30 protein-coding genes, 2 tRNA genes and 4 pseudogenes are annotated in these 26,808 nt (G+C 36.3%); 20 read left to right on the plus strand and 16 right to left on the minus strand.

What is annotated here, in order from left to right; translation table 11 throughout:
* The gene (gene dnaA, locus Bandiella_RS00005) at positions 1-1,374 is read left to right on the plus strand and encodes a chromosomal replication initiator protein DnaA (protein ID WP_323732900.1); all 1,374 of its coding nucleotides are present in this window, start codon (positions 1-3) and stop codon (positions 1,372-1,374) included.
* A 54-nt stretch (positions 1,375-1,428) separates the two neighbouring features.
* Positions 1,429-2,607 carry an MFS transporter gene (locus tag Bandiella_RS00010; protein ID WP_323732901.1) on the plus strand — a complete coding sequence of 393 codons (1,179 nt, stop codon included), beginning with the start codon at positions 1,429-1,431 and terminating at the stop codon, positions 2,605-2,607.
* A 36-nt stretch (positions 2,608-2,643) separates the two neighbouring features.
* On the opposite strand, the gene lspA is transcribed toward Bandiella_RS00010, so the two are convergent.
* The 4 genes from lspA to Bandiella_RS00030 form a co-directional block, all read right to left on the minus strand.
* On the minus strand, positions 2,644-3,126 hold the full coding sequence (gene lspA / locus Bandiella_RS00015) for a signal peptidase II (protein WP_323732902.1): 483 nt from the start codon (positions 3,124-3,126) through the stop codon (positions 2,644-2,646).
* Positions 3,111-4,001, minus strand: a complete 891-nt coding sequence (locus tag Bandiella_RS00020; protein WP_323732903.1) for an AAA family ATPase — start codon at positions 3,999-4,001, stop codon at positions 3,111-3,113. The genes lspA and Bandiella_RS00020 overlap by 16 nt, the downstream gene beginning before the upstream one ends.
* 13 nt (positions 4,002-4,014) lie before the next feature.
* Positions 4,015-4,091: transfer RNA gene (locus Bandiella_RS00025), tRNA-Pro, on the minus strand.
* Between the two features lie 34 nt (positions 4,092-4,125).
* Positions 4,126-5,322, minus strand: coding sequence for an acyl-CoA desaturase (locus Bandiella_RS00030; RefSeq protein ID WP_323732904.1), 1,197 nt, complete (start codon positions 5,320-5,322; stop codon positions 4,126-4,128).
* A gap of 690 nt (positions 5,323-6,012) precedes the next feature.
* Here Bandiella_RS00030 and Bandiella_RS00035 point away from each other — a divergent pair.
* Both Bandiella_RS00035 and Bandiella_RS07380 read left to right on the plus strand, forming a co-directional pair.
* Positions 6,013-6,438, plus strand: a complete 426-nt coding sequence (locus Bandiella_RS00035) for an IS1/IS1595 family N-terminal zinc-binding domain-containing protein (RefSeq protein WP_323732659.1) — start codon at positions 6,013-6,015, stop codon at positions 6,436-6,438.
* Complete coding sequence (locus Bandiella_RS07380; RefSeq protein ID WP_407651266.1) at positions 6,387-6,731, plus strand: IS1 family transposase; 345 nt, start codon at positions 6,387-6,389, stop codon at positions 6,729-6,731. The genes Bandiella_RS00035 and Bandiella_RS07380 overlap by 52 nt, the downstream gene beginning before the upstream one ends.
* On the opposite strand, the gene Bandiella_RS00040 is transcribed toward Bandiella_RS07380, so the two are convergent.
* Positions 6,718-6,951, minus strand: coding sequence for a transposase-like zinc-binding domain-containing protein (locus tag Bandiella_RS00040; protein WP_323732905.1), 234 nt, complete (start codon positions 6,949-6,951; stop codon positions 6,718-6,720). The two genes, Bandiella_RS07380 and Bandiella_RS00040, sit on opposite strands and share 14 nt — an antisense overlap.
* 386 nt (positions 6,952-7,337) lie before the next feature.
* Here Bandiella_RS00040 and Bandiella_RS00045 point away from each other — a divergent pair, with 386 nt between their 5' ends.
* From Bandiella_RS00045 to dnaQ, 9 genes are all read left to right on the plus strand, one after another.
* Positions 7,338-9,818: a penicillin-binding protein 1A gene (locus Bandiella_RS00045; RefSeq protein WP_323732906.1), complete on the plus strand. Its 2,481-nt coding sequence runs from the start codon at positions 7,338-7,340 to the stop codon at positions 9,816-9,818.
* A 105-nt stretch (positions 9,819-9,923) separates the two neighbouring features.
* Positions 9,924-10,009: transfer RNA gene (locus Bandiella_RS00050), tRNA-Tyr, on the plus strand.
* A gap of 417 nt (positions 10,010-10,426) precedes the next feature.
* Complete coding sequence (lnt, locus tag Bandiella_RS00055) at positions 10,427-11,965, plus strand: apolipoprotein N-acyltransferase (RefSeq protein WP_323732907.1); 1,539 nt, start codon at positions 10,427-10,429, stop codon at positions 11,963-11,965.
* Entirely contained in the window at positions 11,962-13,089 is a 1,128-nt protein-coding gene (gene hemW, locus Bandiella_RS00060; RefSeq protein ID WP_323732908.1) for a radical SAM family heme chaperone HemW, read from the plus strand. The genes lnt and hemW overlap by 4 nt, the downstream gene beginning before the upstream one ends.
* Before the next feature lie 105 nt (positions 13,090-13,194).
* The gene (gene rpsD, locus Bandiella_RS00065; RefSeq protein ID WP_323732909.1) at positions 13,195-13,812 is read left to right on the plus strand and encodes a 30S ribosomal protein S4; all 618 of its coding nucleotides are present in this window, start codon (positions 13,195-13,197) and stop codon (positions 13,810-13,812) included.
* Positions 13,813-13,824: 12 nt separating this feature from the next.
* Positions 13,825-14,106, plus strand: coding sequence for a 30S ribosomal protein S20 (rpsT, locus tag Bandiella_RS00070; RefSeq protein WP_323732910.1), 282 nt, complete (start codon positions 13,825-13,827; stop codon positions 14,104-14,106).
* 6 nt (positions 14,107-14,112) lie between these two features.
* Positions 14,113-14,565 (plus strand): DUF721 domain-containing protein, encoded by a 453-nt coding sequence (locus tag Bandiella_RS00075; protein WP_323732911.1) that lies wholly within the window; start codon positions 14,113-14,115, stop codon positions 14,563-14,565.
* A gap of 219 nt (positions 14,566-14,784) precedes the next feature.
* The gene (coaE, locus tag Bandiella_RS00080; RefSeq protein ID WP_323732912.1) at positions 14,785-15,480 is read left to right on the plus strand and encodes a dephospho-CoA kinase; all 696 of its coding nucleotides are present in this window, start codon (positions 14,785-14,787) and stop codon (positions 15,478-15,480) included.
* Positions 15,377-16,051 carry a DNA polymerase III subunit epsilon gene (gene dnaQ / locus Bandiella_RS00085; protein WP_323732913.1) on the plus strand — a complete coding sequence of 225 codons (675 nt, stop codon included), beginning with the start codon at positions 15,377-15,379 and terminating at the stop codon, positions 16,049-16,051. Before coaE ends, dnaQ begins: the two co-directional genes overlap by 104 nt.
* A gap of 28 nt (positions 16,052-16,079) precedes the next feature.
* Here the strand turns inward: dnaQ and Bandiella_RS00090 are convergent, their stop codons facing one another.
* The 4 genes from Bandiella_RS00090 to Bandiella_RS00100 form a co-directional block, all read right to left on the minus strand.
* Positions 16,080-16,484 carry an IS1 family transposase gene (locus Bandiella_RS00090; protein WP_323732914.1) on the minus strand — a complete coding sequence of 135 codons (405 nt, stop codon included), beginning with the start codon at positions 16,482-16,484 and terminating at the stop codon, positions 16,080-16,082.
* A gap of 71 nt (positions 16,485-16,555) precedes the next feature.
* Complete coding sequence (locus Bandiella_RS07385; RefSeq protein ID WP_407651267.1) at positions 16,556-16,936, minus strand: IS1 family transposase; 381 nt, start codon at positions 16,934-16,936, stop codon at positions 16,556-16,558.
* A complete protein-coding gene (locus tag Bandiella_RS00095) occupies positions 16,849-17,274 on the minus strand; it encodes an IS1/IS1595 family N-terminal zinc-binding domain-containing protein (RefSeq protein ID WP_323732659.1) in 426 nt (141 codons plus the stop codon). The genes Bandiella_RS07385 and Bandiella_RS00095 overlap by 88 nt, the downstream gene beginning before the upstream one ends.
* Positions 17,275-17,305: 31 nt before the next feature.
* Complete coding sequence (locus tag Bandiella_RS00100; protein ID WP_323732915.1) at positions 17,306-17,470, minus strand: hypothetical protein; 165 nt, start codon at positions 17,468-17,470, stop codon at positions 17,306-17,308.
* Positions 17,471-17,495: 25 nt separating this feature from the next.
* Between Bandiella_RS00100 and Bandiella_RS00105 the strand changes: the two genes are divergently transcribed.
* Complete coding sequence (locus tag Bandiella_RS00105; protein ID WP_323732916.1) at positions 17,496-17,930, plus strand: transposase; 435 nt, start codon at positions 17,496-17,498, stop codon at positions 17,928-17,930.
* Positions 17,931-17,985: 55 nt separating this feature from the next.
* Positions 17,986-18,201: pseudogene (locus tag Bandiella_RS00110) on the plus strand (transposase); the annotation flags it as partial.
* A 3-nt stretch (positions 18,202-18,204) separates the two neighbouring features.
* On the opposite strand, the gene Bandiella_RS00115 reads toward Bandiella_RS00110, so the two are convergent.
* Together Bandiella_RS00115 and Bandiella_RS00120 are read right to left on the minus strand one after the other, a co-directional pair.
* Positions 18,205-18,573 carry an IS1 family transposase gene (locus Bandiella_RS00115; RefSeq protein ID WP_323733367.1) on the minus strand — a complete coding sequence of 123 codons (369 nt, stop codon included), beginning with the start codon at positions 18,571-18,573 and terminating at the stop codon, positions 18,205-18,207.
* Positions 18,477-18,950 (minus strand): IS1/IS1595 family N-terminal zinc-binding domain-containing protein, encoded by a 474-nt coding sequence (locus Bandiella_RS00120; protein ID WP_323732830.1) that lies wholly within the window; start codon positions 18,948-18,950, stop codon positions 18,477-18,479. The genes Bandiella_RS00115 and Bandiella_RS00120 overlap by 97 nt, the downstream gene beginning before the upstream one ends.
* Before the next feature lie 21 nt (positions 18,951-18,971).
* Between Bandiella_RS00120 and Bandiella_RS00125 the strand changes: the two are divergent.
* From Bandiella_RS00125 to Bandiella_RS00135, 3 genes and pseudogenes are all read left to right on the plus strand, one after another.
* Positions 18,972-19,546: pseudogene (locus Bandiella_RS00125) on the plus strand (IS5 family transposase); the annotation flags it as partial.
* Between the two features lie 57 nt (positions 19,547-19,603).
* Positions 19,604-20,284 carry a transposase gene (locus tag Bandiella_RS00130; protein WP_323732647.1) on the plus strand — a complete coding sequence of 227 codons (681 nt, stop codon included), beginning with the start codon at positions 19,604-19,606 and terminating at the stop codon, positions 20,282-20,284.
* 20 nt (positions 20,285-20,304) lie between these two features.
* Positions 20,305-20,655 (plus strand): transposase, encoded by a 351-nt coding sequence (locus Bandiella_RS00135; protein WP_323732514.1) that lies wholly within the window; start codon positions 20,305-20,307, stop codon positions 20,653-20,655.
* 167 nt (positions 20,656-20,822) lie between these two features.
* Here the strand turns inward: Bandiella_RS00135 and Bandiella_RS00140 are convergent, their stop codons facing one another.
* The 3 genes from Bandiella_RS00140 to Bandiella_RS00150 all read right to left on the minus strand — a co-directional run bounded on the left by Bandiella_RS00140 (position 20,823) and on the right by Bandiella_RS00150 (position 22,916).
* Positions 20,823-20,975, minus strand: a complete 153-nt coding sequence (locus Bandiella_RS00140) for a transposase-like zinc-binding domain-containing protein (protein ID WP_407651239.1) — start codon at positions 20,973-20,975, stop codon at positions 20,823-20,825.
* A 199-nt stretch (positions 20,976-21,174) separates the two neighbouring features.
* Positions 21,175-21,708 carry an NADH-quinone oxidoreductase subunit NuoE gene (gene nuoE / locus Bandiella_RS00145; protein WP_323732917.1) on the minus strand — a complete coding sequence of 178 codons (534 nt, stop codon included), beginning with the start codon at positions 21,706-21,708 and terminating at the stop codon, positions 21,175-21,177.
* Positions 21,709-21,725: 17 nt separating this feature from the next.
* Positions 21,726-22,916, minus strand: coding sequence for an NADH-quinone oxidoreductase subunit D (locus Bandiella_RS00150; protein ID WP_323733420.1), 1,191 nt, complete (start codon positions 22,914-22,916; stop codon positions 21,726-21,728).
* A gap of 367 nt (positions 22,917-23,283) precedes the next feature.
* Here Bandiella_RS00150 and Bandiella_RS00155 point away from each other — a divergent pair, with 367 nt between their 5' ends.
* Complete coding sequence (locus Bandiella_RS00155; protein WP_323732918.1) at positions 23,284-24,660, plus strand: aspartate kinase; 1,377 nt, start codon at positions 23,284-23,286, stop codon at positions 24,658-24,660.
* Positions 24,648-25,874 carry a diaminopimelate decarboxylase gene (gene lysA, locus Bandiella_RS00160; RefSeq protein ID WP_323732919.1) on the plus strand — a complete coding sequence of 409 codons (1,227 nt, stop codon included), beginning with the start codon at positions 24,648-24,650 and terminating at the stop codon, positions 25,872-25,874. Before Bandiella_RS00155 ends, lysA begins: the two co-directional genes overlap by 13 nt.
* Positions 25,875-25,959: 85 nt before the next feature.
* Here the strand turns inward: lysA and Bandiella_RS00165 are convergent.
* Both Bandiella_RS00165 and Bandiella_RS00170 read right to left on the minus strand, forming a co-directional pair.
* A pseudogene (locus Bandiella_RS00165) lies at positions 25,960-26,250 on the minus strand (IS1 family transposase); the annotation flags it as partial.
* Between the two features lie 61 nt (positions 26,251-26,311).
* Positions 26,312-26,797 (minus strand): annotated as a pseudogene (locus tag Bandiella_RS00170) (IS6 family transposase); the annotation flags it as partial.
* Positions 26,798-26,808: the final 11 nt, after the last annotated feature.

Genomic DNA, 26,808 nt, shown 5'->3' on the forward strand with positions numbered 1-26,808 from the left:
ATGCAGGCTTTAAACATCATTCCAGTACCCAATAATGAACAAGGATATGGAGAGGCGATATGGACAAGAACTTTGTCAAACTTAAAACAGTTGATCAAAGCAGACCAGTTTAAAACTTGGTTGGATGATGCAAAATTTTTGACTCTTAGTGAAGACACGCTAATAATCTCTGTTAAGACCAACTTTGTCAGAGAATGGTTGATTAACAATTATTTTTTAATGATTAAACAAGAAATTGCCAAGATAGATGGGAAAATAAAGAAATTTTCAGTTAAGGTAGACCAAGATATTGAAAAAAAGTGTGAGGTATCTCAATCATATGATAAGGCTGACATTCACCACAATGTATTTTCCAGATTAAATCCTAAATTTACGTTTAAAAATTATGTTGTAGGGGCCAGCAATCATCTTGCATATGAAATCAGTAAAGACATTTCATCCCAAAATATTCCTTATAGTCATAACAGTATATTTTATATCCACTCACATGTTGGGATGGGGAAAACTCACTTGTTGCAATCAATAGCTGAGGAAATGACCAGAAATTCTCCATCTCATAAAGTTGGTTATCTGAGTGCTGAAAAATTCATGCATAATTTTGTTAATGCAGTAAAAAATAACACCCTATTTGAATTAAGAAACAAAATTAATGAGATAGACACTTTCTTAATAGATGACATACAGTTTATATGCGGCAAAGAAAGCACTCAAAAAGAATTTACTTTAACCTTAAATTCAATCATTGAATTTGGAAAAACTATTGTTATTGCTTCAAGTTTGCCTGCTCATATGCTTGACTTAGCTGATGAAAGAACTAAGTCGTTGCTCATTTCCAGTAATACAGTGCACATTAATTCGCCCGATCATCAGTTGCGTCTTGAAATTTTAGAGCACTACAATGCTAACAACACTATAAAATTTAATTCCCAAATTTTAAATTTAATAGCTGAGAAAATTACAACGAATGTAAGGGAGCTAGAAGCTGCTTTGAATAACTTAACAACATATTTATCAATTTCTGGCAAAGAAGCTTCGGTAGAAAACATATGCTTATACATACATAATTATATGAAAAGCTCTTTCAAAAAAATAACCACAGAAAATATAATCAAGAGCGTAGCGAAATTTTACAGGGTTTCTAACGCTGATATACTCTCTAAGAAGAGAACTCAGAAGCTGGTCTTAGCAAGAGAGATTATTGCGTATCTTGCTAAAGAAATTACTTCAGATAGTTTGAAACTTATCGGTGAAAAAATTGGGAATAGAAATCACGCCACTGTTTTGTATTATCTAAACAAATTGCAGCCGTTAATTAATAATGATTCAAATTTAGCCGGGCATATCAATACAATAAAAAGTTCTATTAGTGTATGAAAAATCAATAATCTATAGTACAATACCATCGTATAAAAATTACAAGTAAAACAAATGACCAGCCATAGTAAAGTTAGAGAGTTTTTTCTATCAATAGGTTTGTTGCTGTTAAGTACGGGGTTTTTAGCTGCTGGGTTTGGCTTGATGAACACGGTTTTATCGCTGAAGTTAAAGTTGGCTGGAGGTTCATCGATGTTAATAGGTTTTGTGGCAGCTGTTAACTTTGCCGGTATATTTGTAGGTTCTTTGAGAGCCTCAGCTTTTATCAAGATTGTTGGGTACGTCAATTCATTTTCTGTTTTTGCAGCTATCATGGCTGTTACAACTATGTTACCTGGTGTTCATGAGAATATTTACACACTGTTTAGTTGTAGATTCATACAAGGTTTTTGTCTTGCCGGATTGTATATTATCATAGAAAGTTGGATACTATGTTCTATGTCAGAAGTTTTTAGAGGTAGGGCTTTAGCTATGTATATGATTGTTTCTTATGCTGGATATTCTTTGGGGCAAGCATTTCTATCAGAAGAAATAATCAATTCAATTGTTCCATTCTGTATATCATCCATGTTGGTGATTAGCACGATTATTCCATTGACTGCATTCCCGGTGAAGCCTCCGGTTTTTAGTCAGCATGCTACTATCAAGATTAAAACGGTATATATGGCATCCCCAGCAGGGTTTATTGGCTGTGTAATCTCAGGCATGATGATATCATCGATATACTCGATGTTTCCGATTTATGTAGAAGAAGTAGTGCATAATGCTGAGCAAGTTGCGATTATCGTTGCCGTAGCTCTTTTGGTTGGTGGTGTGTTGGCGCAATATTCTTTGGGAGCACTTTCGGATAAAATAGACAGACGAAAAATGCAAGTAGGTCTTAGTTTTATATTCGGTTGCTTACTGGCCTTATTTATATTGCTTGAGTATAAGAGTCTAATAGATTTTTATGTGTTGGTAGGTATTGGAGCAATTATTGGGATTTTTTCCCTAACGACCTTTCCAATAAGTATGAACCTTGTATGTGACAGCTTAGAGAAATCCGAGATTATCAGAGGTGTGGAATGTTTAGCAATCGCTTATGCATTCGGTTCCATTATGGGGCCGATATATGTGTCATATTTTATGAAAATTTTAGGATCATACGGGTTCATGGCATCATATATGCTACTATCATTGCTTACCTCTATCATTACAATATTGCTACGTGATCATAAGAAGTTGAAAATATAATCTTCCCAATCCTCTTAATTATCAAGTGCGTACTGCTCAAATTTTATTGCGTTTTTTGACGTGCAACAATGGTAACACTTCCTGTAGTATAATTGCAATTGCACTGCAGACGATAAAGCTATCAGCAATATTAAATGTTGGATAATGCCAACCAAAAGCATGTATGTCTATGAAGTCAAAAACTGCTCCAAACAACGCCCTATCAATCATGTTACCAAGTGCTCCCCCAATGATTAATCCCTGAATTACAGGATTATATGCCTTTAGCAACCATAATACAAAGACAATGATAACAATCGCTATAATTATAAAAATATTTGGGCTCCAATTATAGCCACTAAAAAGTCCAAAGCTCACACCTTTGTTCCATACAATGATGAAATTCAGAAAACTTGTTACTTCCAAAGCCCCATTGCTGACAATCATCTGGAGCACAGACTGCTTTGAATATTGATCAATGAAACAAGCAATAAAACAAGTCAGTCCAACGATCGTGTAATTTTTTAAATGTGTGCGCATTCTTTTAAAATATTGACGATTAATTCTTTTGCGTGAGTCTTATTTAAATGCTGAATGTTAGATAAAATGCGTTGAATTTTATTCGTGTTAATGAAGAATGAATTCAAAATCGGCTGATGATTTTTTATTTTGAGTTCCAATGTCTCTGCATAGAACTTGTGCAACAAGTTAATGAATGCTCTAAGCCCATAATTTGTATCTAAATCAAATTGTGCCATATGGTTGAAAATTTCCTCATGACTAGCGAAGCTGTCGTGATTGTTATCTATTAAATTAATGGCCAGGTTAAGATCGCCATCACAGGTGAAGTATAATGTTTTGAGTTGTAGATTAGATTTCTCAGGAAATAAGCTAAGCAATATTGCGCAAAATTCTTCCTGTGTCTTTTTGCGTAATTTGAGTTTTATACACCTAGATATCAATGTAAGTGGCAGACTAGACATTCTCGAGGTGTTCAATAGTATCGTCGTTTCCCCAGTCGGTTCTTCCAAAATTTTTAAAAAAGCATTGCTCGCAGCGATATTCATCATATCAATGTCGTTAATTAATATCACTTTTCGTTTTGCCCTAAGCGCTGTGAAACTTAGCCAACGCTTGATACTTCTGACTTCTTCAACGGTTATAATACTGGAAGATGTGTTTGCAATGCCACCCAGGATAAAGATATCTTCGGAAGATTTTAAGTCTATGTGATGAGAGCCGTGATTTTTAGCGTTTTCGTTATTCAGTATTATACTGGCCAACTGATTTGATAAAAAAGTCTTACCAGAACCACTTTCTCCATATATCAAGAGTGCATGCAGAAGAGTGTTATTGGCTAAGTTTTTTTTTATCAAGTCCATTATTTCGTCATGTTTATATCCAAAATTAATCACGATATATCACCAATGGTCGGGGCAGAGAGATTTGAACTCCCGACCCCCTGGTCCCAAACCAGGTGCGCTACCAGACTGCGCTATGCCCCGAAAAAATCAAAAGAGACCAATTGTACCTTAAAATCTAAAAATTGCCAACAGGTATTTCCAATTTTAATGCAGCTTTTTTTAGCTTCTCATACTTGTTAAATAAATTTGACATTAACTCTTCTTCAATACCACTTGCTCTTGACTTCATATCTTGAACATACCTCAATGTGGTTTTCGCTCTCAGTACCAAAGTATTTAGGTTATCACTCAAATCTGAAGCTAACTTAATAGCCGATCCTTCGGCTGCCTTAAGTTTTCCCAAAGCAACCGAATGGATGTACTGGGCTGCTTTTTCTATTAAATCCAATTTGCTTTGGAAATTAGCACGAGTTTTTTTCTCTACTTCTTCCATCATAGACTTAATTCTAACATCAGAAGTAACAACCAAATCTGTTGCAAGGCCAACTTTTTCCATCAACGCTATTATCCACTTATGAACATCGAATTGATACCACTTATGCCCATTTCTATAATCACTAGCAAATGCATGGTGGAAATTATGCCAATTTTCTCCTAATAACATAAAAAACAACCACCAGATATCTCTCGCTGTGCCATAATAATACTTTTTCGTCCCCATGTTGATGTGTACAACAGAGTTTACGCAAAAAGTAGCCTGTTGCTGTATGGCTCTACCCACTCCCATAAATATAAATGCACTAATTGCATATTGGATGTTCCCACCAATTAAATAACCTAAGGCCAGTGGTACAATTGTGTTCATAAACACTGCTATTTTCCAGTAATGCTTAAATTGCCATAATACAATTTTATTTTTGCCCAACTTAACCAGAGCGAGCCTGTCTATTTTTTTATGAGCTGTATCGGAAAGAATCATCCATCCCATGTGAGACCACAAAAAACCTATAATCTTATTCTTATATTTCAGCGCGGTATGTGGGTCTTTTTCTTCATCGGTATATTTATGATGCAACATGTGATCAGAGGCCCAAGCCAAAATTGGTCCCTGCAACGTACCAGCTGTTAGAAATGCAAAAATAACTTCCACCCAAGGCTTTGTTTTAAAAGCTCCGTGTGACCACAATCTGTGCAGTCCTACGCCTACGGAAATGTTTATCACATAGTATGTTGCAATTATTGATATAATTTCAAATTTCCCAATTCCGTACTTGTTGGTATAAAAGATTGCGATCAACGCTATAATGATGGGGTAGATAACAGTGACGAATAAAGCAGGATAATTTATTGTAAATTTTGTTTTTGTTTCCATTGCTATGCTCACAATACGTTTTTACAGCGCGATTATAACATAAGATGTTGGATTAACAAGCAAATAAAATTATCCACATAAGCGTTGTTAAGTAAGTATAGCTAACAAGGTTGTTTTATGAAATAAAATCGGTATCGATGCAAAAATCATATCGAATGCCTTGGAGTATCGTTTCGTCCTTCTATTGAACCTTGTTAAGTAATGTCGTATAAGGGGATTGACTCAACCAGACATGTTTCAGATTTCGATACAATGTGCTTATCTGCCAATTTATAGTAGCCATATCCTTTTCATAACCATCGCTACATAAAATCTTGGCCTTGTAGCCTTTGCGTTGCAATCTCTGAGCCATTCTAACAAAAACAAATTTGTCACGGCTTTTACTTACTGCAATATCAATAGCTTGATTCCTGTTTCGGTCCACAGCAAGCCATATATAGGCGCGTTTTGTTTTTTTTGATAATAAGTAAATAACTCATCTGCTTCCAATATCTCTATCTCTTTAGCATTATCTGGTATTTCTGTGGTACGAAGCTTTTCTTTTATCGCTTTAGTAAATGATCTAATCCAATGAATTAGCAGTGGGGCACAGACATTTTCTATGCGGGATATGGGAGTGTTTTAAAAGGGATAGGAAAGAAGAAAAGAATGTGATATAAGGAGAGGGAAGGAAAAAAAAGAAAGGGAAAAATGGAGAAAATAGAATGTAAATATTGCAAAGGGAAAGGGGTATCAAAAAATGGATATGCAAGGAAAAAGCAGAGATACAAATGTAAGAGTTGTAATAAAAACTTTACAGAAGGAGATGGTAGGAAGAATTGGAAATATGGTAATAAAGAGAGGAGCATGGTGATAAAGATGTATCTAAATAACTGCGGAATTAGGAGGATAGCTCACATATTAAATATCCCGTTAAGTACAGTATTTTATTGGATCAAACAAGCAGGGAAAGTAGTAGATGAGATGGTGACGAATCAAAAGATAGAGGGAGATAAGAGGCGTATAGAGATATTAGAGATGGATGAGCTATATACATACGTCAAAAAAAAGAGAATAAAACAAGAATATGGACTGCTGTCGATAGGGACAGATTCAAAACTGTTGCGTTTAAAGTAGGTTCAGGTGATAAAGAAAATTACGTAGATTTAGCTCGTGAGCTAGGAGAAAAATACCAAATTCGTTATATGTGTACAGATGGGTATGAGGTCTATTGTCATTATAAAATTGCTCAAATACATCTGCAGACAAAGTCTGAAACTTGTTTGGTTGAGAGCTTCAATTCCTCCTTAAGGGATATGCTTGCTAGATTAAATCGCAAGACTAAACGCTTTAGCAAGTGTTCTGAAATGCTAAGATTATCCCTTGTTTTATTTTTTAACAAAGCTTTAGCTCTTTCTATCTATTTATGAACACTCCCCGGGATATAGCTCTTATTCCCATTCCTTCGGTATAAAGTTTCACAACTTTGATCTTTTTCTCTAATGGATATTTTTCCCTACCATCCCCAATACGAAATGTTCTTCTGCATTCCTTGCATAAATATCTCTGCTTATTTTTGACTATTCCGTCTTTAGCTATCTTCTCACTTCCGCAACTTTTGCACAAAATCATATAAATCTCTATATTCATGAATAACTCACATCATTATAGAGCGTTTTATTGCAAATATCTATATTTAATTAACAATACCTTGTACCCTGTTTGTATCTGGGCAATATACAAACATTTGGTTCTGACGAAAAATTGTGATTTTAAAGGGTGCAAAGTATTCTAGTTTGATTTGAATAAATGCTAGTCTGTGTATTAAAAATGCCCCTGCATAATGATATTCTTTGTAATTTTGGTGTCAGAGCAAAATGGCGATTCTCATTTATCCAGATAAACTAAGGTTTTCATTTTCACTCTTTCTACAAATTCCTAAAAATTTCTATCAGGGACCTTTTAAATAAAATAAATTTTTCTTTATAAATTGGCGATACCTGCTAAAACACTATTTATAAATTTTGCAGTACTAAATGAGTAAGTTAAAAAAAAGAACAGTAAAGAAAAGTGGTGTCGTGAAAAAAGTTCTGCTGGGTATATCAATAATCTTTACTTCTGCGGTTATCACAGCCTTTTTGGGTATATTTTTATTCATCACTTTCATCCAAGACATACCAGACTATAAGGAACTGGCACAATACAAACCAGCTGGCATAACAAGATTATACGACAGTAACGGCAGAATTTTGGACGAGTATGCTAACGAAAAAAGAGTGTATACAAAATATAAAGATATTCCCGAAATTGTGATCAATGCATTCATAGCAGCTGAAGATAAAAATTTTTTTCAGCATCGGGGTATTGACATAATGAGCGTTGCAAGGGCTTCAGCGCAAAATGTCATAAATTTAGCAAGAAACAAGCGGCTTATAGGTGGGTCCACCATCACTCAACAAGTGGTCAAAGGTTTTTTCTTTAATAGCGAGCGCAGTTTAATACGTAAGTTTAAAGAAGCAATATTGGCTTATAGGATTGAAAAAGAATTCAGTAAAGAAGAAATTCTGGAAATCTATCTAAATCAGATATATTTAGGCAATCATTCATACGGAGTCTATGTTGCAGCGCAAAATTATTTTGGCAAAGAACTAAAGCATATCAGTATAGAAGAGGCGGCTTTACTTGCATCTCTTCCCAAAGCACCATCAACTCTTAACCCTTATAAAAATTATAACAGGGCATTAGAGCGTAGAAATTGGGCAATTCACAGGATGGAAGAGGAAGACTTCATATCTGCTGAAGAGGCTGTAAACGCAGTAAAAACGCCTATAAAACTAAGCTATTCTTCTATCAGAAACAATAAGTATGAAGACTACTATACTGATGCAGTTAAAAATGAGTTGGTCAACTTATTTGATGCTAATGATATATATTATCAGGCATATTTGGTGAATACTAATATAGACCTAAAGCTTCAGGAAGCTGCACAAGAGGTGCTAAAAACAGGATTGAGAAATTTCGATAAGAAAAAAGGATGGCGCGGTGCGGTTGCTAAAGTTGATTTGCAGAAGGAAAGCGCTAATGAAGCCCTAAAAAGAATAAATGGCGCAATCTATCACGACAATTATTCTCTGGGTGTGGTAACAAAAATCAATGGAACGGTTCTTGAAATTACATTGGATGATGGCAAGGCCATTCAGTTGGGTAAAGATGCATATGCCTGGGTGACTAACTCAAGCGCTCAATTAGAGCGGCAGGTCAAAAAACTTTTTAAGATAGGTGATGTTCTATTAATTGATGGAGCCTTAACTCAAAAGTATAAAATAGAACAAATACCGGAAGTGAATGGAGCCATTGCCATAATCGAAAATAAATCTGGTAAGGTCCTATCCTTGATTGGCGGTTATGATTTCAGACAAAGCAATTTTAATAGGGCGACTCAAGCATATAGACAACCAGGTTCAGCGTTTAAAACATTCGTATATATGGCTGCGTTTGAGCAAGGTATTTCCCCAAATACCTTGGTGCTTGATGAACCATTGCAGGTAGATTTAGGGTATGGGCTGCCAACCTGGAACCCTAAAAATCACGGAGACAAATACCTTGGTTTGATTACTTTAAGAACGTCTTTTGAAAAATCTCGAAACCTTTCCACATTACGTTTGGTGCTTGGTATTGGATTGGATAAGGTGGCCGATATTGCAGAGAGATATCTGATTTATAATTCGGATATCAAGCCGACATATTCGATGGCCTTAGGTGCATTTGAAACAACTTTGCTAAAAATCACAACTGCTTACGCAAGTATAGCCAATAACGGCATTTTGAAACAGCCAAAATTAATTGATAGCGTATACAATAAAGATGGGGATTTGCTATACTCTCCCAATGACCTGTTTTGTGATGATTGTGACAGCGCAGATTCGCGTCCAGAAATTGGATTTTTGGGTAGAATGGTCATTGATTCTGCATCCAACTACCAAATTTTATCTTTATTAGAAGGTGTTGTTTTGAGGGGGTCAGCGCAAAGAGCGCAAGTATTAAATAGGGTGGTGGCAGGAAAAACTGGCACAACAAATAACAGTTTTGATACGTGGTTTATCGGTATGACTCCCGATATTACGGTTGGTGTGTTTGTTGGGTATGATATCCCCAAAGACATGGGGAAGCATGCTCAAGGATCCAACGTTGCTCTTCCCATCTTTGTTGACTTCTTCCAAAAAGCTAAGTTCATTCCAGATCGTCAATTTGATATACCAGATTCAATTGAAAAAAGGTATATCGACCAAGATACTGGACAAACAATTGAAGGGAATAATTTTGTTCAAGGGCGTAAATACATAAATGAGAGTTTCAAAAAAGATGCCGTTTCTTTTGAAGACAATGAGCTCGGGCGCAATATTGACCAAAACGATGGATTATCTGAGCTCTCTAAAGAATCAGACTCTATATTTGATTTTATGCAAAATTCTTCTGAAGAAGAGAGCGGGGAAGAAGTAGAAAAAGAGCCATTGTAGCGCAAAAAACATTAAGTTTATTGAAAATTTACATTATTCATCTTGTATTTTATTTAAAATTATGGTTCAATCCAGCTTGCTATAAGGCCTTCAAGATTTAACTATGGAGGGATGGCCGAGCGGTCAAAGGCAGCAGACTGTAAATCTGCCCGCGTATGCGTTCGCAGGTTCGAATCCTGCTCCCTCCACCATATTGCTATTTAGCAAATCTCTTGCGTTACTGCCGTAGTGAGCGTACTTACATAGGCCAAATCATGGCAACTCTATATTATGATAGACGACAGATAATTTCGAAAAGAGCTAGGAATACGAGCGATGAGCATAGGGAGTGTTTGTACTCAAGCGTTATGCGATACTGCGAAGTATATACTCCGATAACTTGAAAAATTGGCGTCGTCATACTTCGGACTTCGCATTTCGTTACGTACATATGTACGCGCCTCATGCTCATCGCTTGTATTCCTAGCTCTTTTCCAAGTTCTCTTTCGTCTATAAATTTCATCAACTCTTGATTTACGAGAGGTACACGTTTCTTTTAGATTAACGTGCGGATATTTTTATTGAATTTTTTTAAGTATTAAGCCACAATGGCCTTTTAAATTGTGCTGATGCAAAAATTTTTGAGATTGAATCAAAGTCAAAACAGGTGGCTTTATTACCTATTGTTCCTTACCCTGGGGATCCTATTAACTCTTTCTTTTTATCCTGTCTCTATTTTTCCATTTTGGCTGATTTTAGGTGTCTTTTCTCTATTGATACGGAATTGCCAAAATAATAAAGATTTGTTTTTGTTTGGAGCATTCTTTGGATATGGTTATTTTTTGATCCACCTATATTGGATACCGTTTTCAATATATAAAGTTCCGCTTGGCTTGAGTTGGTTAGTTCCAATTTTATCTGCAATCATTCCCATACCTTTCGCTTTGCTTACAGGGTTTTTTACCATCCTCACAAAAATAGGGCGAAGAAACGGGGTGATTTTTTCTTTTAACTTTGCTTTTTTATGGGTAATATTTGAGTATCTAAGAAGCAACATATTTTTCCCATTTTCTATAGGTTTGTTAGGCTATTCTTCCACATCTTTGCCTTTTTTTGCTCAAACACTTTCGTTATTTGGTGCGTATGGGGCTGGGTTGCTTATTACACTGTTCTCAACGAGTATTTTTTCTGGGAACAGAAAATACATTGCTTTTAATGTTGTAGCTTTTTTGATCATATGTGCTTGGGGTATGATGCGTATTTCTACCCATGAGGTGACGGATGGTGATGACGATATACATATACGGCTTGTTCAGCCTAATGCTCAGCAGCACCATTTCGGTGACCAGAAAAAACAGGAGGCAGCGCTCAATGATCTGTCTAGGCTAACCCTGTCCCCAAATTTTGACAAACAACATTATATCTTTTGGCCTGAGGCTGCGTTTCCATATCCTATACATAAAAATTGGTTGGATATGATGCAACATTTTGTCCCTCCAAATCAGAACGCAGCTTTAATCTTTGGTGCTGACCGCGTTGAATATAACGATCTTAATGAGCGTTTAGATTTTAACTCCCTCGTGGCTGTCGCCAAAAATAGCATGGCGCTTGACTATTATGATAAAAGGGTGTTAGTTCCATTTGGAGAATACGTACCTTATAGGAATACTATCTATTTTATAGAAAAGATTGCGCATTCCGCTGGTATTGGTGACATAGTTAAAGGAAAGAAAAACAACGTGGTTGACCTTGGCAATGGTGTTAAAATTCTGCCGCTTATTTGTTCGGAATCCATCGCTGATAAAAACCGTTTGAAAATTTTGAATTACAAAGAATACAGATTTATTCTTAATGCTACCAATGATTTTTGGTTTGGCAAAAGCCTAGGACCATACCAGCATTTCAACATAAGTGTGGTCCGTGCCATAGAGTATGGCTTGCCTATGATTAGGGTTGCTAATACAGGTGTTTCAGGAGTGGTGGACGTATTTGGAAATGTAATCAAAATTAGTAAGCTTGATGTCGAGTACATAATTGATGTAATCCTTCCACCTAAATTAAAAGCAGCAACTTTGTTTTATCAAATTGACGACTTCATTATGCCTGCCATAGTCGTCTTTTATATCATATTTATTTTATATTTATATGTTTCTAGAAGGAGAACATGAAGAATGAATTGTCCATTTACATACATTGGCCTTTTTGTAAAACAAAATGTCCTTATTGTGATTTTAACAGCCATGAAAACGACTCAATAGACCATGACATATGGCAAGAAGCTTACCTTAGAGAGATAGACTTGTATGGAGAAATGATCGCCAACAAAAAGGTTAAAACAATCTTTTTTGGAGGAGGCACTCCGTCTTTAATGAGGCCGCATACGGTGGATGCGATACTTACTAAAATCGCGTCAAAAACTGATGTTTCAGATGAGGTTGAGATCACGCTTGAGGCTAACCCCAACTCCATAGAAAGGGAAAGTTTTTACTCTTTTAAACAAGCCGGTATTAATCGTGTATCCATAGGTGTGCAAAGCTTTAAAGATGAGAATTTAAAGTTTTTGGGCAGATCACATTCATACCAAGATGCTGTAAAAGCAATAGATATTGCCTGCAGTGTTTTTAGCAACTATTCTTTTGATTTAATTTATGCTTTGCCAAACCAAACCGTCAATGAATGGGAAAAAGAGTTAAGTTTTGCCCTACAATATATTGCCCATCATATTTCCTGTTACCAACTTACAATTGAGAAAGGTACCCAATTTTTTACTGAACATAGGAGAAAGGCATTTTGTCTGCCAAATGAGGAGATTAGTGCCAGTATGTATGAGCTAACCCATAATATTTTAAAAACAAGAGCTATTCATCAATATGAGGTTTCTAACTACGCAAAAGATGGGTTTGAGTGCAAACATAATATGGTATATTGGAAGCTGGGCGATTACATAGGGATTGGCCCTGGGGCTCATGGTAGGTATGAAACGAATGACGTTGTTTATTCATGCATTAACTGTTACAGCCCATCTAAATGGAGAGAAAGCTTAAAAAATGGCAAGCTCCCAATTCAATCAAAAAAAATGGTAACTAATGAGGAGCAGCGAGTAGAAAAACTTGTGATGGGGTTGAGGCTGAACGAGGGAATTAACATCAATACCATTCAAAACAAGCCAGTTGCCGAAAAACTTGTGAATGAGGGGTTTTTAACTTGCAATAAAGATATGCTGGCAACGACTTTAAAAGGGCGGCTTGTTTTAAATGCTATACTAAGTGATATCTTAGGTCCAATCGCATAGCCCCTTTTGTTCCATGCGGCCTTCTTAAGCATCTGTGTAATAGTAGTTGACTTATCAGCTTTTTATATTATATTTGCGGGATAAGAATTGTCATAATTTATTATAGTGTCAAAAAGATTAAATAGGAAATTTGGTATTAGTCGCAGGATAGGAGCGGCTTTGTGGGGCACAAGTAAAGACCCTTATCATAAAAGAAATTATCCTCCTGGGATGCATGGTGCTTCCGGATACAAAAAAACTACAGAGTTCGGTACTCAGCTTTTGGCTAAGCAGAAGCTTAAAAAATACTATGGTGACATAACTGAAAAGCAGTTTAGATCAATATATAAAGAAGCCAATAGAAGGAAAGGAGATACTGGAGAGAATCTTATTGCTTTGTTAGAATCTAGATTAGATGCTTTTATATACCGTTCTAAATTTGTGACCACTATGTTTGCGGCAAGGCAGTTTGTTACACACAAACATGTGAAAGTCAATGGGAAAACGGTTAACATTCCAAGTTATAGATTGAAGCCAGAAGATGTAGTAGAAGTTAGAGATAAGTCTAAAAAACTTTTGGTGGTTTTGGATGCTGCTCAAAGAAGTGAAAGAGAAGTACCAGACTATATAAAATTGGATGCTTCCAATTCGAAAGCAACATACTTAAAAGTTCCAAGTCTCGCTGAGGTTCCTTATCCAGTTACTATGGAGCCAAATTTGATAGTCGAGTTTTATTCAAGGTAAGTATAAAAGTATATGGCACAGCATAAATCAGCTATAAAAGCACACAAACAGTCTCTAAAAAGAGCTTTGAGAAACAGAGCGACAAAGACAAAAATTAAAACGTATTCAAAAAAAGTAGAGGAAGTGGTTAAGTCTAAAGACTTGACTCAAGCAATTGCTGCTTTGAGACAGGCCGAGTCTATAATAATGAAGGCGGTCACGAAGAATGTTTTAAAACTAAACACAGCGTCTAGAAAAGTAAGTAAGCTAGCCCATAAGGTTAAGTCTATTGAAGAATCAGTCGCTACAGCGTAAGTTAGCGTGTGGCTGAAAGAGCATGTAAGAGAAGTATCTACCCCTGCTTTTAAGAAACAAGGGTCTGTTCTTTACAGGGTTATAGCAGATTGGACCTTGATAGCAGGAGAGCAACTAAAAACTAGGGCTTTCCCTCTAAGTGTGAAGTTTGGCAAGGATAAGTCGGGGGGCGGAACCCTATTTTTGGAAGCAATAAATCCCTCTTGTGGTCTTGAACTGGAGATGATGATCCCAACTATACTTAGCAAAATTGATATCTATTTCGGTTACAAGGTGATTACCAAAATAAAGGTGGTTTTATGTGATAAAGCCGACTTTCCGTTGGATGATGCTATAAAGCCTACATATAAAAAAAGAACTTTAAAACAAAACGATGATCTAGCTAAAATCATCAATCAAAATCGAGATATTGAGATAAGAGCGTCTCTCATGAACATAGCAGAACATATTGAATCCTAAAGTCATAGTGAAGCAAGTTTGCAATTGGACATCATTATCCTTCGTTTATACAGGTTTTGCGACGCCTCATTCATCGCGCGCTCCCTCGCAGCCTGGGCATTCATTCCGCCACGTTTTTAATTTTTTAAGTTGAAGCATCATAAATGGCAAAATGTGAGGTCCGAAATATAACAACGCCGGTTTTGAAGTGATTGGGGTATGAAGTTGAAACACCATATGATGAGAATAATCCCTAGAAAAAACCAAGTAATAGGCATTACTGGAAGCATTTGTACGGGAAAAAGTTTTGCTCTAAAATATTTAGCTAAATTGGGGTTTCGTACAGTTTCTATGGATGCTTTAGTGCATCAGGCTATGCGAGATAACATTGATATAAAGCAGGAATTGTTAAAAAATTTCAGTAATGTTTTTAAAAATGGCGAAGTGTGTCGGTTGAGTTTGGGGAAAGAGGTGTTCAGCAACAAGACTGCAATGAAAAAACTTGAAGATATAATACATCCATACACACATAACAAACTTAGAGAACTGGCTCAAACTGTTAAAAAAAGTGGCGGCAGGTCTTTGGTGGTTGAAGTACCATTGTTATTTGAAAAAAACAGAGCGCAATACTTTGATTGGATAATATGCCTTTATTCTTCGACAAAAACCATGCTAAAGAGAGCGTCATTAAGAAAACGCATGACAAAAGAAATGTTTTTTGAAATACTTGCAAAGCAGATGCCTGCGGATGAAAAAATTCGTCAATCTGATTACACAATCTGCAGCGAAAACGGACTTTATATGTTATATTCACTAAAAAAAATAATAAACTATGGCAGATTTAAGAGAGATTGTTCTGGATACAGAGACTACCGGCCTGGACTACAGACAAGGCGACAGAATTATAGAGATAGGCTGTATAGAACTAATAAATAAAATAAAGACAGATAACTTCTTTCATACTTATATTAATCCCCAAAGAAGAGTCAATAATGCGGCATTCAATGTACATGGCATTTCCAATGAATTTTTAAAGGATAAGCCATTATTCTCAGATGTCGCGAAAGATTTTGCTGCATTCATAAAAGATTCCACACTTGTTATTCATAACGCCAAGTTTGACATAGGTTTTATTAACCATGAGTTTTCTTTAGTGGGAATGCCAAAAATTTCAATAAGCGGAGTGGTGGATACGTTGTTAATTGCAAGAAAAAAGTATCCTGGGGCTTCGGCTAATCTCGACGCTTTGTGTAAAAAATTCAATATTAGTTTAGATAAAAGGGATAAACACGGTGCTTTAATTGACTCTGAGTTGCTTGCAATGGTGTATGTTGAGTTAGTGAGCGGGACGCAGGCGAAGTTTAATTTTCAAAACCAGAATGTAAGTAGAAAAAACAGGCAAAACTTGAATTTTCCAAACAGAAGTTTTATCTCTTCCGAAACAGAGAAGGCAGCGCATCAAGAGTTAATCAAAAACATAAAAACCCCATTATGGGGAAGATATTGAACTGCTGCATATAGGTTCTGTCAGAGTGTTAGCCAAAGATAGATATAAAATTGCCCTGCTCACTTAGGAAATTATTGTTATCCTCAAAATGTAGCCAGAGCTTAATCGTAAGATCGACAACTTCTTCAGATTTTGAAACTACCTTTGTTTTTCTGGTCATTCTTGCAATTCTGTGCCTTGTGTTTGAGTTATTGGACTCAATTGAGAGTGTATGTTGTTTGCCAACAACATGTTGATGGCGAGGTATAACCTCTGAATAAACAGACCAATCGTCTGTGTAATAAGTGCAATTATCTCTACTTATGATTTTCCACAATTTTCTAAAGGTTGTAACGTTACGCTTACCAACCACCCAGGCAACAACTCTCTTGAGCTCCCTACTATAGGCTTTCCATATCCATAATTTGTTTTTTTTGAATCTACAAAATGCCACATCTCATCTATTTCAACTTCTCTCAATTCTTCCGGCACTGTTGGTCTTGGTATCTTTTTAGCAGGGAGTGTTCATAAATAGATAGAAAGAGCTAAAGCTTTGTTAAAAAATAAAACAAGGGATAATCTTAGCATCTCAGAACACTTGCTAAAGCGTTTAGTCTTGCGATTTAATCTAGCAAGCATATCCCTTAAGGAGGAATTGAAGCTCTCAACCAAACAAGTTTCAGACTTTGTCTGCAGATGTATTTGAGCAATTTTATAATGACAATAGACCTCATACCCATCTGTACACATATAACGAATTTGGTATTTTTCTCCTAGCTCACGAGCTAAATCTACGTAATTTTCTTTATCACCTGAACCTACTTTAAACGCAACAGTTTTGAATCTGTCCCTATCGACAGCAGTCCATATTCTTGTTTTATTCTCTTTTTTTTGACGTATGTATATAGCTCATCCATCTCTAATATCTCTATACGCCTCTTATCTCCCTCTATCTTTTGATTCGTCACCATCTCATCTACTACTTTCCCTGCTTGTTTGATCCAATAAAATACTGTACTTAACGGGATATTTAATATGTGAGCTATCCTCCTAATTCCGCAGTTATTTAGATACATCTTTATCACCATGCTCCTCTCTTTATTACCATATTTCCAATTCTTCCTACCATCTCCTTCTGTAAAGTTTTTATTACAACTCTTACATTTGTATCTCTGCTTTTTCCTTGCATATCCATTTTTTGATACCCCTTTCCCTTTGCAATATTTACATTCTATTTTCTCCATTTTTCCCTTTCTTTTTTTTCCTTCCCTCTCCTTATATCACATTCTTTTCTTCTTTCCTATCCCTTTTAAAACACTCCCTTTTAGCATACAGTATTATCCACTTATATACGCTAGTATGAGCTACTTTAAATAATTTCCCTAGCCATCTAAAGCTACTTTTCCCCATGCTGTACAATAACACTGCCAGAGCCTTCATCTCTGGCGAACAGCCTCTTAATTTAGTGTTTGGGAGTGTTGCAAGATGGAATAAAGAAAGGTATAGTGGAGTGGATTACAGAATAAAGAAGAGAAAAATGTCATCAGCGCATCAAATAATAATGGTATGTTTGGATCAATTGGTTGGTAGTGAGCATCAATATCGCAAATTTAAGGAGCTGTTTAATTTTGGGGCAGCAGAGCAAGAGCTGAAGGGAATTGAATCTCCTGCTAATTATAAGGGATATGGTGTTTTACGTTTATTTAAATGCTTGTTGTTACAGTTTATGGAAGATTTGTCAGATCGTGAACTAGAAAGATATTTGAGTGACAGTGTTGCAGCCAAGTGGTTTTGTGATTTTGATTTAACCGAAGCCACACCTGATTATAGCGTTTTTAGTAGAATCCGCTCAAAGATAGGAACAAATTTGTTATCAAAAATCTTTACCATTTTTAGATAGTGTCGTCATGAGATTTGTGGTATAATATGAAAGAAAAGATAAATCAGGAGTAAAAATGGATTTAGGGCTACATAGGCATGATATAACAGATAATATGTGGGATTTGATAAAGGATCATTTGCCAGGAAGGGAAGGTACGTGGGGAGGTTTGGCACATAATAACAGAAGATTCATTAACGCAGTATTTTGGATATTAAGAACAGGTTCTCCCTGGAGAGATTTGCCTTCAGAATATGGAGGATGGAAAAATACACATAAAAGATTTTACAGAGTGTTAGCCAAAGATAGATATAAAATTGCCCTGCTCACTTAGGAAATTATTGTTATCCTCAAAATGTACCCAGAGCTTAATCGTAAGATCGACAACTTCTTCAGATTTTGAAACTACCTTTGTTTTTCTGGTCATTCTTGCAATTCTGTGCCTTGTGTTTGAGTTATTGGACTCAATTGAGAGTGTATGTTGTTTGCCAACAACATGTTGATGGCGAGGTATAACCTCTGAATAAACAGACCAATCGTCTGTGTAATAACTGCAATTATCTCTACTTATGATTTTCCACAATTTTCTAAAGGTTGTAACGTTACGCTTACCAACCACCCAGGCAACAACTCTCTTGAGCTCCCTACTATAGGCTTTCCATATCCATAATTTGTTTTTTTTGAATCTACAAAATGCCACATCTCATCTATTTCAACTTCTCTCAATTCTTCCGGCACTGTTGGTCTTGGTATCTTTTTAGCATACAGTATTATCCACTTATATACGCTAGTATGAGCTACTTTAAATAATTTCCCTAGCCATCTAAAGCTACTTTTTCCCATGCTGTACAATAACACTGCCAGAGCCTTCATCTCTGGCGAACAGCCTCTTAATTTAGTGTTTGTAAAATTACATCCACACTCTTTGCATTTATACCTTTGCATACCCCTAATATTACCATTCTTAACGTATTTACTGCTACTGCATTTTTTACACTCTGTATTCATATTTCTATTTTCTTTGTTGCTCGCTATATTCATTTTAGCATCTTATCTATCTTATGGCAACACTCCCAAAGATTTTGCAGATGGAGAGACAAAAGGATATGGGAGGCTTTATTGGAGATATTTGTGAAAGAACCTGATATGGAATGGTTAATGATAGACGCAAGTCATAGTAAAGTGCATCCACATGCTTCAGGTGCAAAAGGCGGCAATCAAGATATGAGTCGTACAAAAGGGGGCTCAATACAAAGATTCACCTTGCCGTGGATTCACATGGTATGCCACTCAAAGTTATTGTCACAAAAGGCTCAGAAGCTGATTGCAAGCAGGCTGTTAATCTTATTGAAGAGATGAAAGCTGAGTACTTACTAGCCGACAGAGGGTACGATGTTAATTACATAATTGACCATGCCCAAGAATTGGGCATGAGAGTTGTTATTCCTCCTAAAAAGAACAGAATCACCCAGAGAAAATACAATAAAGATTTATATAAAATAAGGCATATTGTAGAAAACACCTTTCTTCATCTTAAAAGATGGAGGGGAATTGCAACCAGATATGCTAAAAATTCAGCTTCTTTCCTTGCCGCAATTCAGATTAGATGTTTATCTCTTTGGCTTAAAATCTCATGACGACATTATCTAGTTTGTTTTGTTCCATACGTACTTTGTCCTTTTCCAGAACATCCAATGCACATAGTTAACACGATTATAAGTAATGGGAGTGTTGCAAGATGGAATAAAGAAAGGTATAGTGGAGTGGATTACAGAATAAAGAAGAGAAAAATGTCATCAGCGCATCAAATAATAATGGTATGTTTGGATCAATTGGTTGGTAGTGAGCATCAATATCGCAAATTTAAGGAGCTGTTTAATTTTGGGGCAGTAGAGCAAGAGCTGAAGGGAATTGAATCTCCTGCTAATTATAAGGGATATGGTGTTTTACGTTTATTTAAATGCTTGTTGTTACAGTTTATGGAAGATTTGTCAGATCGTGAACTAGAAAGATATTTGAGTGACAGTGTTGCAGCCAAGTGGTTTTGTGATTTTGATTTAACCGAAGCCACACCTGATTATAGCGTTTTTAGTAGAATCCGCTCAAAGATAGGAACAAATTTGTTATCAAAAATCTTTGCCATTTTTAGAGATCAACTAAAATCTCAAGGATATATGAGCGAGGTATTTACTTTTGTTGATGCAAGTCACTTGATCTCCAAAGCTAATTTATGGGAAGAGCGGGATGAAGCCAGAAAACAAAAATATGAAAAACTTAACAACGAAGTCTTGCCTAAAGTCGCACATGATAAACAAGCCAAAATAGGGTGCAAGGGTGGTAGTAAATTTTGGTATGGCTATAAGAAAAACATGTAAGCGTAGATATTCAATCCGGAATGATCAACAAGGTTGCTATAACGCCTGCTAATGTTACCGATGCAAAGGGAGTTGCGCATGTTTTACCAAATAGTGGAGCAGTTTATGCTGACAAAGGGTATTGTGTTGCACCAGCAAAGAATGCAGCTAAAAGCAGAGGTATTCATTTTTGCGCCATCAAGAAAAACAATATGAAGCAAAAGAATTTTGACCTTGATCGATACTATACTTCCATAAGGGCTCCGTTTGAGAGGGTGTTTTCTCAAGATAATAAACGATTGCGATACATAGGAATTGCCAAAAATCAGTTTGCTGAATTTATGAATGCTATCTGCTTTAATTTAAAACGTTTAACGGTTCTTACTGCCTAAGCTCATAAAATCACGCTTCGCAGAATCAATAAAAAGCTAAAAATTACCATATCCCACCTCAAAGAAATCTTTTGAATTCTTGGGGAAACCAGTTTTTTGTTAATTTTTTTAGACCATGGTCCAAACTTCCTTAAATCAAACCATCACATTTATCCTTATTTTATCTTTCAACGCTCCCTGTTTGTAAAATTACATCCACACTCTTTGCATTTATACCTTTGCATACCCCTAATATTACCATTCTTAACGTATTTACTGCTACTGCATTTTTTACACTCTGTATTCATATTTCTATTTTCTTTGTTGCTCGCTATATTCATTTTAGCATCTTATCTATCTTATGGCAACACTCCCATATTTTAATTGCAGCCAATCCCGGAGTGGGTTTATGAATAAAGAGAAAATTTAATTCTGTACTTTTGTACGCGCCTCATGCTTATCACTCACACTGCCGCTTTTTTGAATTCTGAAATGCTTAATTTATTAGGGGCATACTTATCAAGAATAATCAATAACCTTCTATGGTTTGTTTCTGCGATTCTTACTCAATCTATCAATTAACGCTTCTACAGAGCTTACAGTTAGATTTTCGTAATAATCATTGTTGACCTGCACAACTGGAGCTGCAACACATGCTCCTAAGCATTCCACCTCAACCAATGTGAATTGTCTGTCTTGCGTTGTTTCTCCCAAATCGATATTTAATTTCTGTTTACAGGCCTTTGTTATGTCCTTGGCCCCTCTCAACATACACGGAGTTGTTCTGCATACCTGAATAAGATTTTTGCCAACAGGTTGCTTGTTGAACATGGTATAAAAAGTTGCAACTTCATATACTTGCATTGCGGGCATATCAAGAAGTTCAGCTATATAGTCCATAGCAGCAATTGGAATCCAATTATCGTGTTGCTCTTGCGCTATAAATAAAAGTGGCATTACAGCACTTTTTTGCTTACCAATGGGGTATTTCTTGATCCATTCTTGAGCCTTTGCAAGGTTTTGCTCGTTAAATTTGAATGAACGTGGTTGTTCAAATTTAATTTCCTTTAACATTGAGACCATAATTCAACTTACCTATCTATTTCACCAAAAACGATGTCCATACTCCCTATATTCGCAACTATATCAGCAAGCATATGGCCTTTGCTCATAAACTCAAGAGCTTGTAGGTGTGCAAAACCTGGTGCTCTTATATGACATCTATAAGGCTTATTGCTCCCATCTGCCACTAAATATACCCCAAATTCTCCCTTAGGTGCCTCAACTGCTGTATAGGTTTCTCCTGGAGGGACATTGTATCCTTCAGTGAATAGCTTGAAGTGGTTGATCATAGCCTCCATTGAGCTTTTCATATCTCTTCGATTAGGAGGGGCAATTTTTTTGTCAGAAGTATGAACATCTCCTTTAGGCATTGACTGCATGCACTGTTTTATTATTTTGATGGATTCTTTCATTTCCGCCATCCTTACAAGGTATCGATCATAACAATCGCCATTCTTGCCAATTGGAATTTGGAAATCCAGCTTTTCATAGGCCTCATAAGGTTGGGACTTCCTTAAATCCCACGGGATTCCGGAAGCTCTCAACATTGGGCCAGAAAACCCCCAATCTAAAGCCTGTTTTTTTGTAACCTTACCAATATCCACCAGACGTTGTTTAAATATTCTATTTTCATCTAATAATGTCTCAATGTCTTCGACTTTTTTGGGGAATGTTTCAAAAAAAGAGCTTATGTCTTCTAATAGCTTGTTATCTATATCCTGAGCAACTCCCCCAGGCCTTATATAAGCTGCGTGTAATCTGGCTCCAGACGCTCTTTCGTAAAATTCCATCATTACTTCTCTTTCTTCAAACATCCATAACAATGGAGTCATAGCTCCTACATCAAGTGCATATGTTGTGATATTTAAAAGGTGGTTCAATATTCTGGTAATTTCGCTGAACAGCACCCTAAGATACTGCGCTCTAATTGGAATTTGGCATTGCAATAATTTTTCTACCGCCAGACTAAAGCAGTGCTCTTGGCACATAGGTGATACATAATCTAGTCTATCAAAATAAGGCAAAGCCTGAAGATAAGTTTTGTGTTCAATTAACTTTTCTGTTCCTCTATGTAACAACCCAATATGCGGATCAGCACGTTCTATCACCTCTCCGTCCATTTCAAGTATCAACCTTAAAACACCATGGGCTGCTGGATGTTGTGGTCCAAAATTTATCGAAAAGTTTTTTATGTCTTTTTTATCACCTGAGCTTGCCATTAGCAAAATCTGTTCCATGCGTTGATATCTTGCACATGGTATCACAGAGAGCGCACGAAATAAAGAGGTATGCTTAAAATTTAAAAAGTGACTTATAAACTTTAATTTTACAGTTGGCTGAAATAAATTCCGTCAAAAATACAGATTGATGTTTTTGGTCTTTTGAAGAGGGTAAAGTGTAATGTTTACAACCAATGAAATAAAAATATTTGCTTCGTATATGCAATTAATATACGCTGCGTTAAGTCTTGCATTGCAGTGAATTGCCTTGTTGTCACTATATAGCTAAGCTACTCTAATAATAATTATTGCTAAATATTTTTATTTTATATAGAATTTGCCTGATAAAACTAGAACTAAAATTTTTATGAGTCTGAAGTCTATAAAGTTTGGTGGCACTTCAATGGGAAGTGCTAAGTCGATATTAGCATGTGCCAACATTGCAAAGAATCGAATGCTTAAATCTTCAGTGATTGTCACAGTTTCTGCCGTTGGAGGTGTTACGGATAAGTTGCTGGACATCATCAAATTGGCAAGAAAATCAAAACCAAGACTTGTAAAGTCTATGATCTTGGAAATTTCAAGCGTGCACAAAAAAATTCTTCAGGAAATGATAGATAACGAAGAAAAGAGTTTACACATCTGGAATGAAGATTTTAAGCCTATTATAGAAAAGCTTGAAGCAATCAGCTATGGGACTAGTTTAGTTGGGGACTTAACCGATAAAACGGTGGCAAGAATCTGTGCATTTGGGGAAAAACTATCCTCTCTATTAATGGTTTATGCGTTGGATATGATAGGAGTGCCTGCACACAGAATAGAATCAGAGCGCATCGTAAGAACGGATAACAATTATTTAAAAGCAAAAGTAAATTTTCAAGCCACAAACGTTGCGTCAAAAAAAGTGATAAGACCATTGCTTGGTAAAAAAATTGTACCAGTGGTTACAGGGTTTATCGGTAAAGACACACATGGTGATATAACGCTGCTTGGCAGAGGAGGAAGCGATTACACATCCTCCATCATGGCGATGGTTTTCAACGCCGATTCCATTGAGATATGGACAGACGTTAATGGCATAATGACCGCTGACCCAAGGATAGTCAAGGATGCATTCTCCTGGGAAAGCCTGGATATGAATGTGATGTCTGAAATGGCATATAGCGGAGCTAAAGTTGTCCATCCTGACACAATCGCCCTTGCAGTTGAAAGAGACATACCAGTTTATGTCTATAACACTTTCGATCTTTCTTTCAATGGGACTAAAATTACGAAAATCTCTTCTTGTGCGAAAGGTATTGTTGCAAATCCTGGTAATACGCTGATAACCCTAAAGAACACAAACATTATTAACGGTGTTGGCTTCGTAAAAAAGGTGACCTCGATAGTAGCAGAGCATAATATACCAATAGATGTATGTGCAACGTCTGAGATATCTTTTACTTTCTCTATTAAGTCGGAAGATTACTCACAAAAGCTGTATAAAAGCCTTGAGAACTTTGCTTTAGTAAAGGTGCAGAAAAATATGACGAAGCTCTGTTTTATAGGTAATAATGTCAATCATGATACGATGCTTCTTTCTGGTATATTCTCATTATGTAAGGAGCACGACGTTCTTGTTCATACAATAAGCGTGAGTGCAGCCGGGAACAATATTACTTTAATGATAGATGAAGATAAAACCCAGGTTATTTTAGGAGCCCTGCATAAAAAATTTTTAAAAGAGGAAGAATGCAAAAAATAGACTATTTTGAGAAGAATTCTGATTTATTAGCGCAAATCATTAAAGACGTTGGGAGTCCAGTTTTTGTTACTGATAAGTCTGCCCTAGAGCAGAGAGTTTCATCAATTAAAGCTGCTTTTGGTGATAATTGTTTGCTGTATTATGCAATCAAAGCAAATTTCAATCCGTCCATAGTAAATGTTTTAAAAAGTGCAGGGATTGATGGTATAGAGACAATCTCCCCATATGAGATTGAATTGGCAAAAAAGTTAGGGTTTGCAAACGCCCAAATATTGTTTACAGGCAACAACGCAGATTGGCAAGAATTGGACATAGCTAAAGCGTCTGGGGCCACGGTTAATATAGGTTCGATGTCAGAGCTGAATTATTATGCTGGTAAATATCATGGAAGTAATATTTCAATTCGTGTTAACCCGGGGTTTGGCGATGGAGAATTTAAGCAAGTGGTAACTGGCGGTGTGAGTTCTAAATTTGGCATTTTACATACACAAATAGAGGAGGCTCTAAGCATAATACGTACTGGTGGTATAAACCTTGTGGGACTCCATTGTCATTTGGGTTCTGGCATTTATAGCACAGATAATTTTGCGCCTATGGTGGAGTATATGTTCAACTTAGCAAATGGAATCGAAAGCGTACAGTTTATTGATATCGGTGGTGGTTTTGGGGTTAGGTATAGGCAGTCGGACGAAGCAATAGACCTAGCACAATTTGCGGACGTTGTCAGTCAGTGCTATGCCAAATATCCCAAACTAAGAAATAATGGCGTGAAGATTATACTAGAACCTGGAAAGTATCTGGTTGCTGAATCAGCTTTTTTACTTACAAAAATAACAAATCTTAGAGAGCAACATGGTGTAAAAATTGTTGGTGTTGATACGGGGTTTAATCACATAATAAGACCAGCCTTATATGGTGCATATCATCATATGATTAACATATCCAAGCCGTATGAAGATAAGGAACTGGTCAAGGTTGTGGGCAACATTTGCGAATCGACAGACGTGTTGAATGAAGAGGTAGAAATATCCAGGCCCCAAGAAGGTGATGTTATAGCGATATTGACCGCAGGGGCGTATTGCGCATCTATGAGTAGTTTATATAATTTGCGTCCATATGCAGCTGAGGTTTTATTGGAAAAGCATGGATTTACGCTCATTCGAAGGAGATTAAGTTTTCAAGAGATGTTTGGCTCCCTGGGTTTTGTTCCATGAAATTTTTAAGAGTGTTGATATACCTCTCGTAAATCAAGAGTTGATGAAATTTATAGACGACAGAGAACTTAAAAAATTCAGAGTGTTAGCCAAAGATAGATATAAAATTGCCCTGCTCACTTAGGAAATTATTGTTATCCTCAAAATGTAGCCAGAGCTTAATCGTAAGATCGACAACTTCTTCAGATTTTGAAACTACCTTTGTTTTTCTGGTCATTCTTGCAATTCTGTGCCTTGTGTTTGAGTTATTGGACTCAATTGAGAGTGTATGTTGTTTGCCAACAACATGTTGATGGCGAGGTATAACCTCTGAATAAACAGACCAATCGTCTGTGTAATAAGTGCAATTATCTCTACTTATGATTTTCCACAATTTTCTAAAGGTGGCACCGTCAAGTTAATGGAGGTAAGGGCGTGACAGAGCATCTTTTTGAAAATTATGCAGCAGCTATGGATTGAGCGGCGTGATCCCAAATAGATTTAGCTTCGAAAAACATTTCTTTTTGCTTGCTAGAACTGTTAATATACCTGCCCACATCTACTGAAAATATGTTCCTTATTTTTCCCATCAAAGAAAGAGTTTGCTGTACCCCAGAAGGAGATTTGAATTTTATTAGGCATTTCTCTTTCCTGCGTGTTGGTTGGTGTGCATTTTCAACCCTATTATTTAATCCTTTATGGCGCCTATGCTCTGTTTTAGGGCACATTTCTTTTATAGGTTTGGTATAGCTTTTTAATTTATCTGTCACGATTACTCTGGGTACTGGATTTGATTGTAATAATCTTGATAAAAACCTTATCGCAGACTTTTTATTACGTCTGGTCTGTAGGAAGACATCTATCTCATATCCATCTTCATCTACAGCTCTCCACAAAATAAAATATTTACCGTTAATTTTAATGCTCATCTCATCCAAATGCCATTTATCCTTTG

It is taken from the genome of Candidatus Bandiella woodruffii, assembly GCF_034359465.1.
In the GTDB taxonomy this organism is placed as follows: Bacteria; Pseudomonadota; Alphaproteobacteria; order Rickettsiales; family Midichloriaceae; genus NDG2.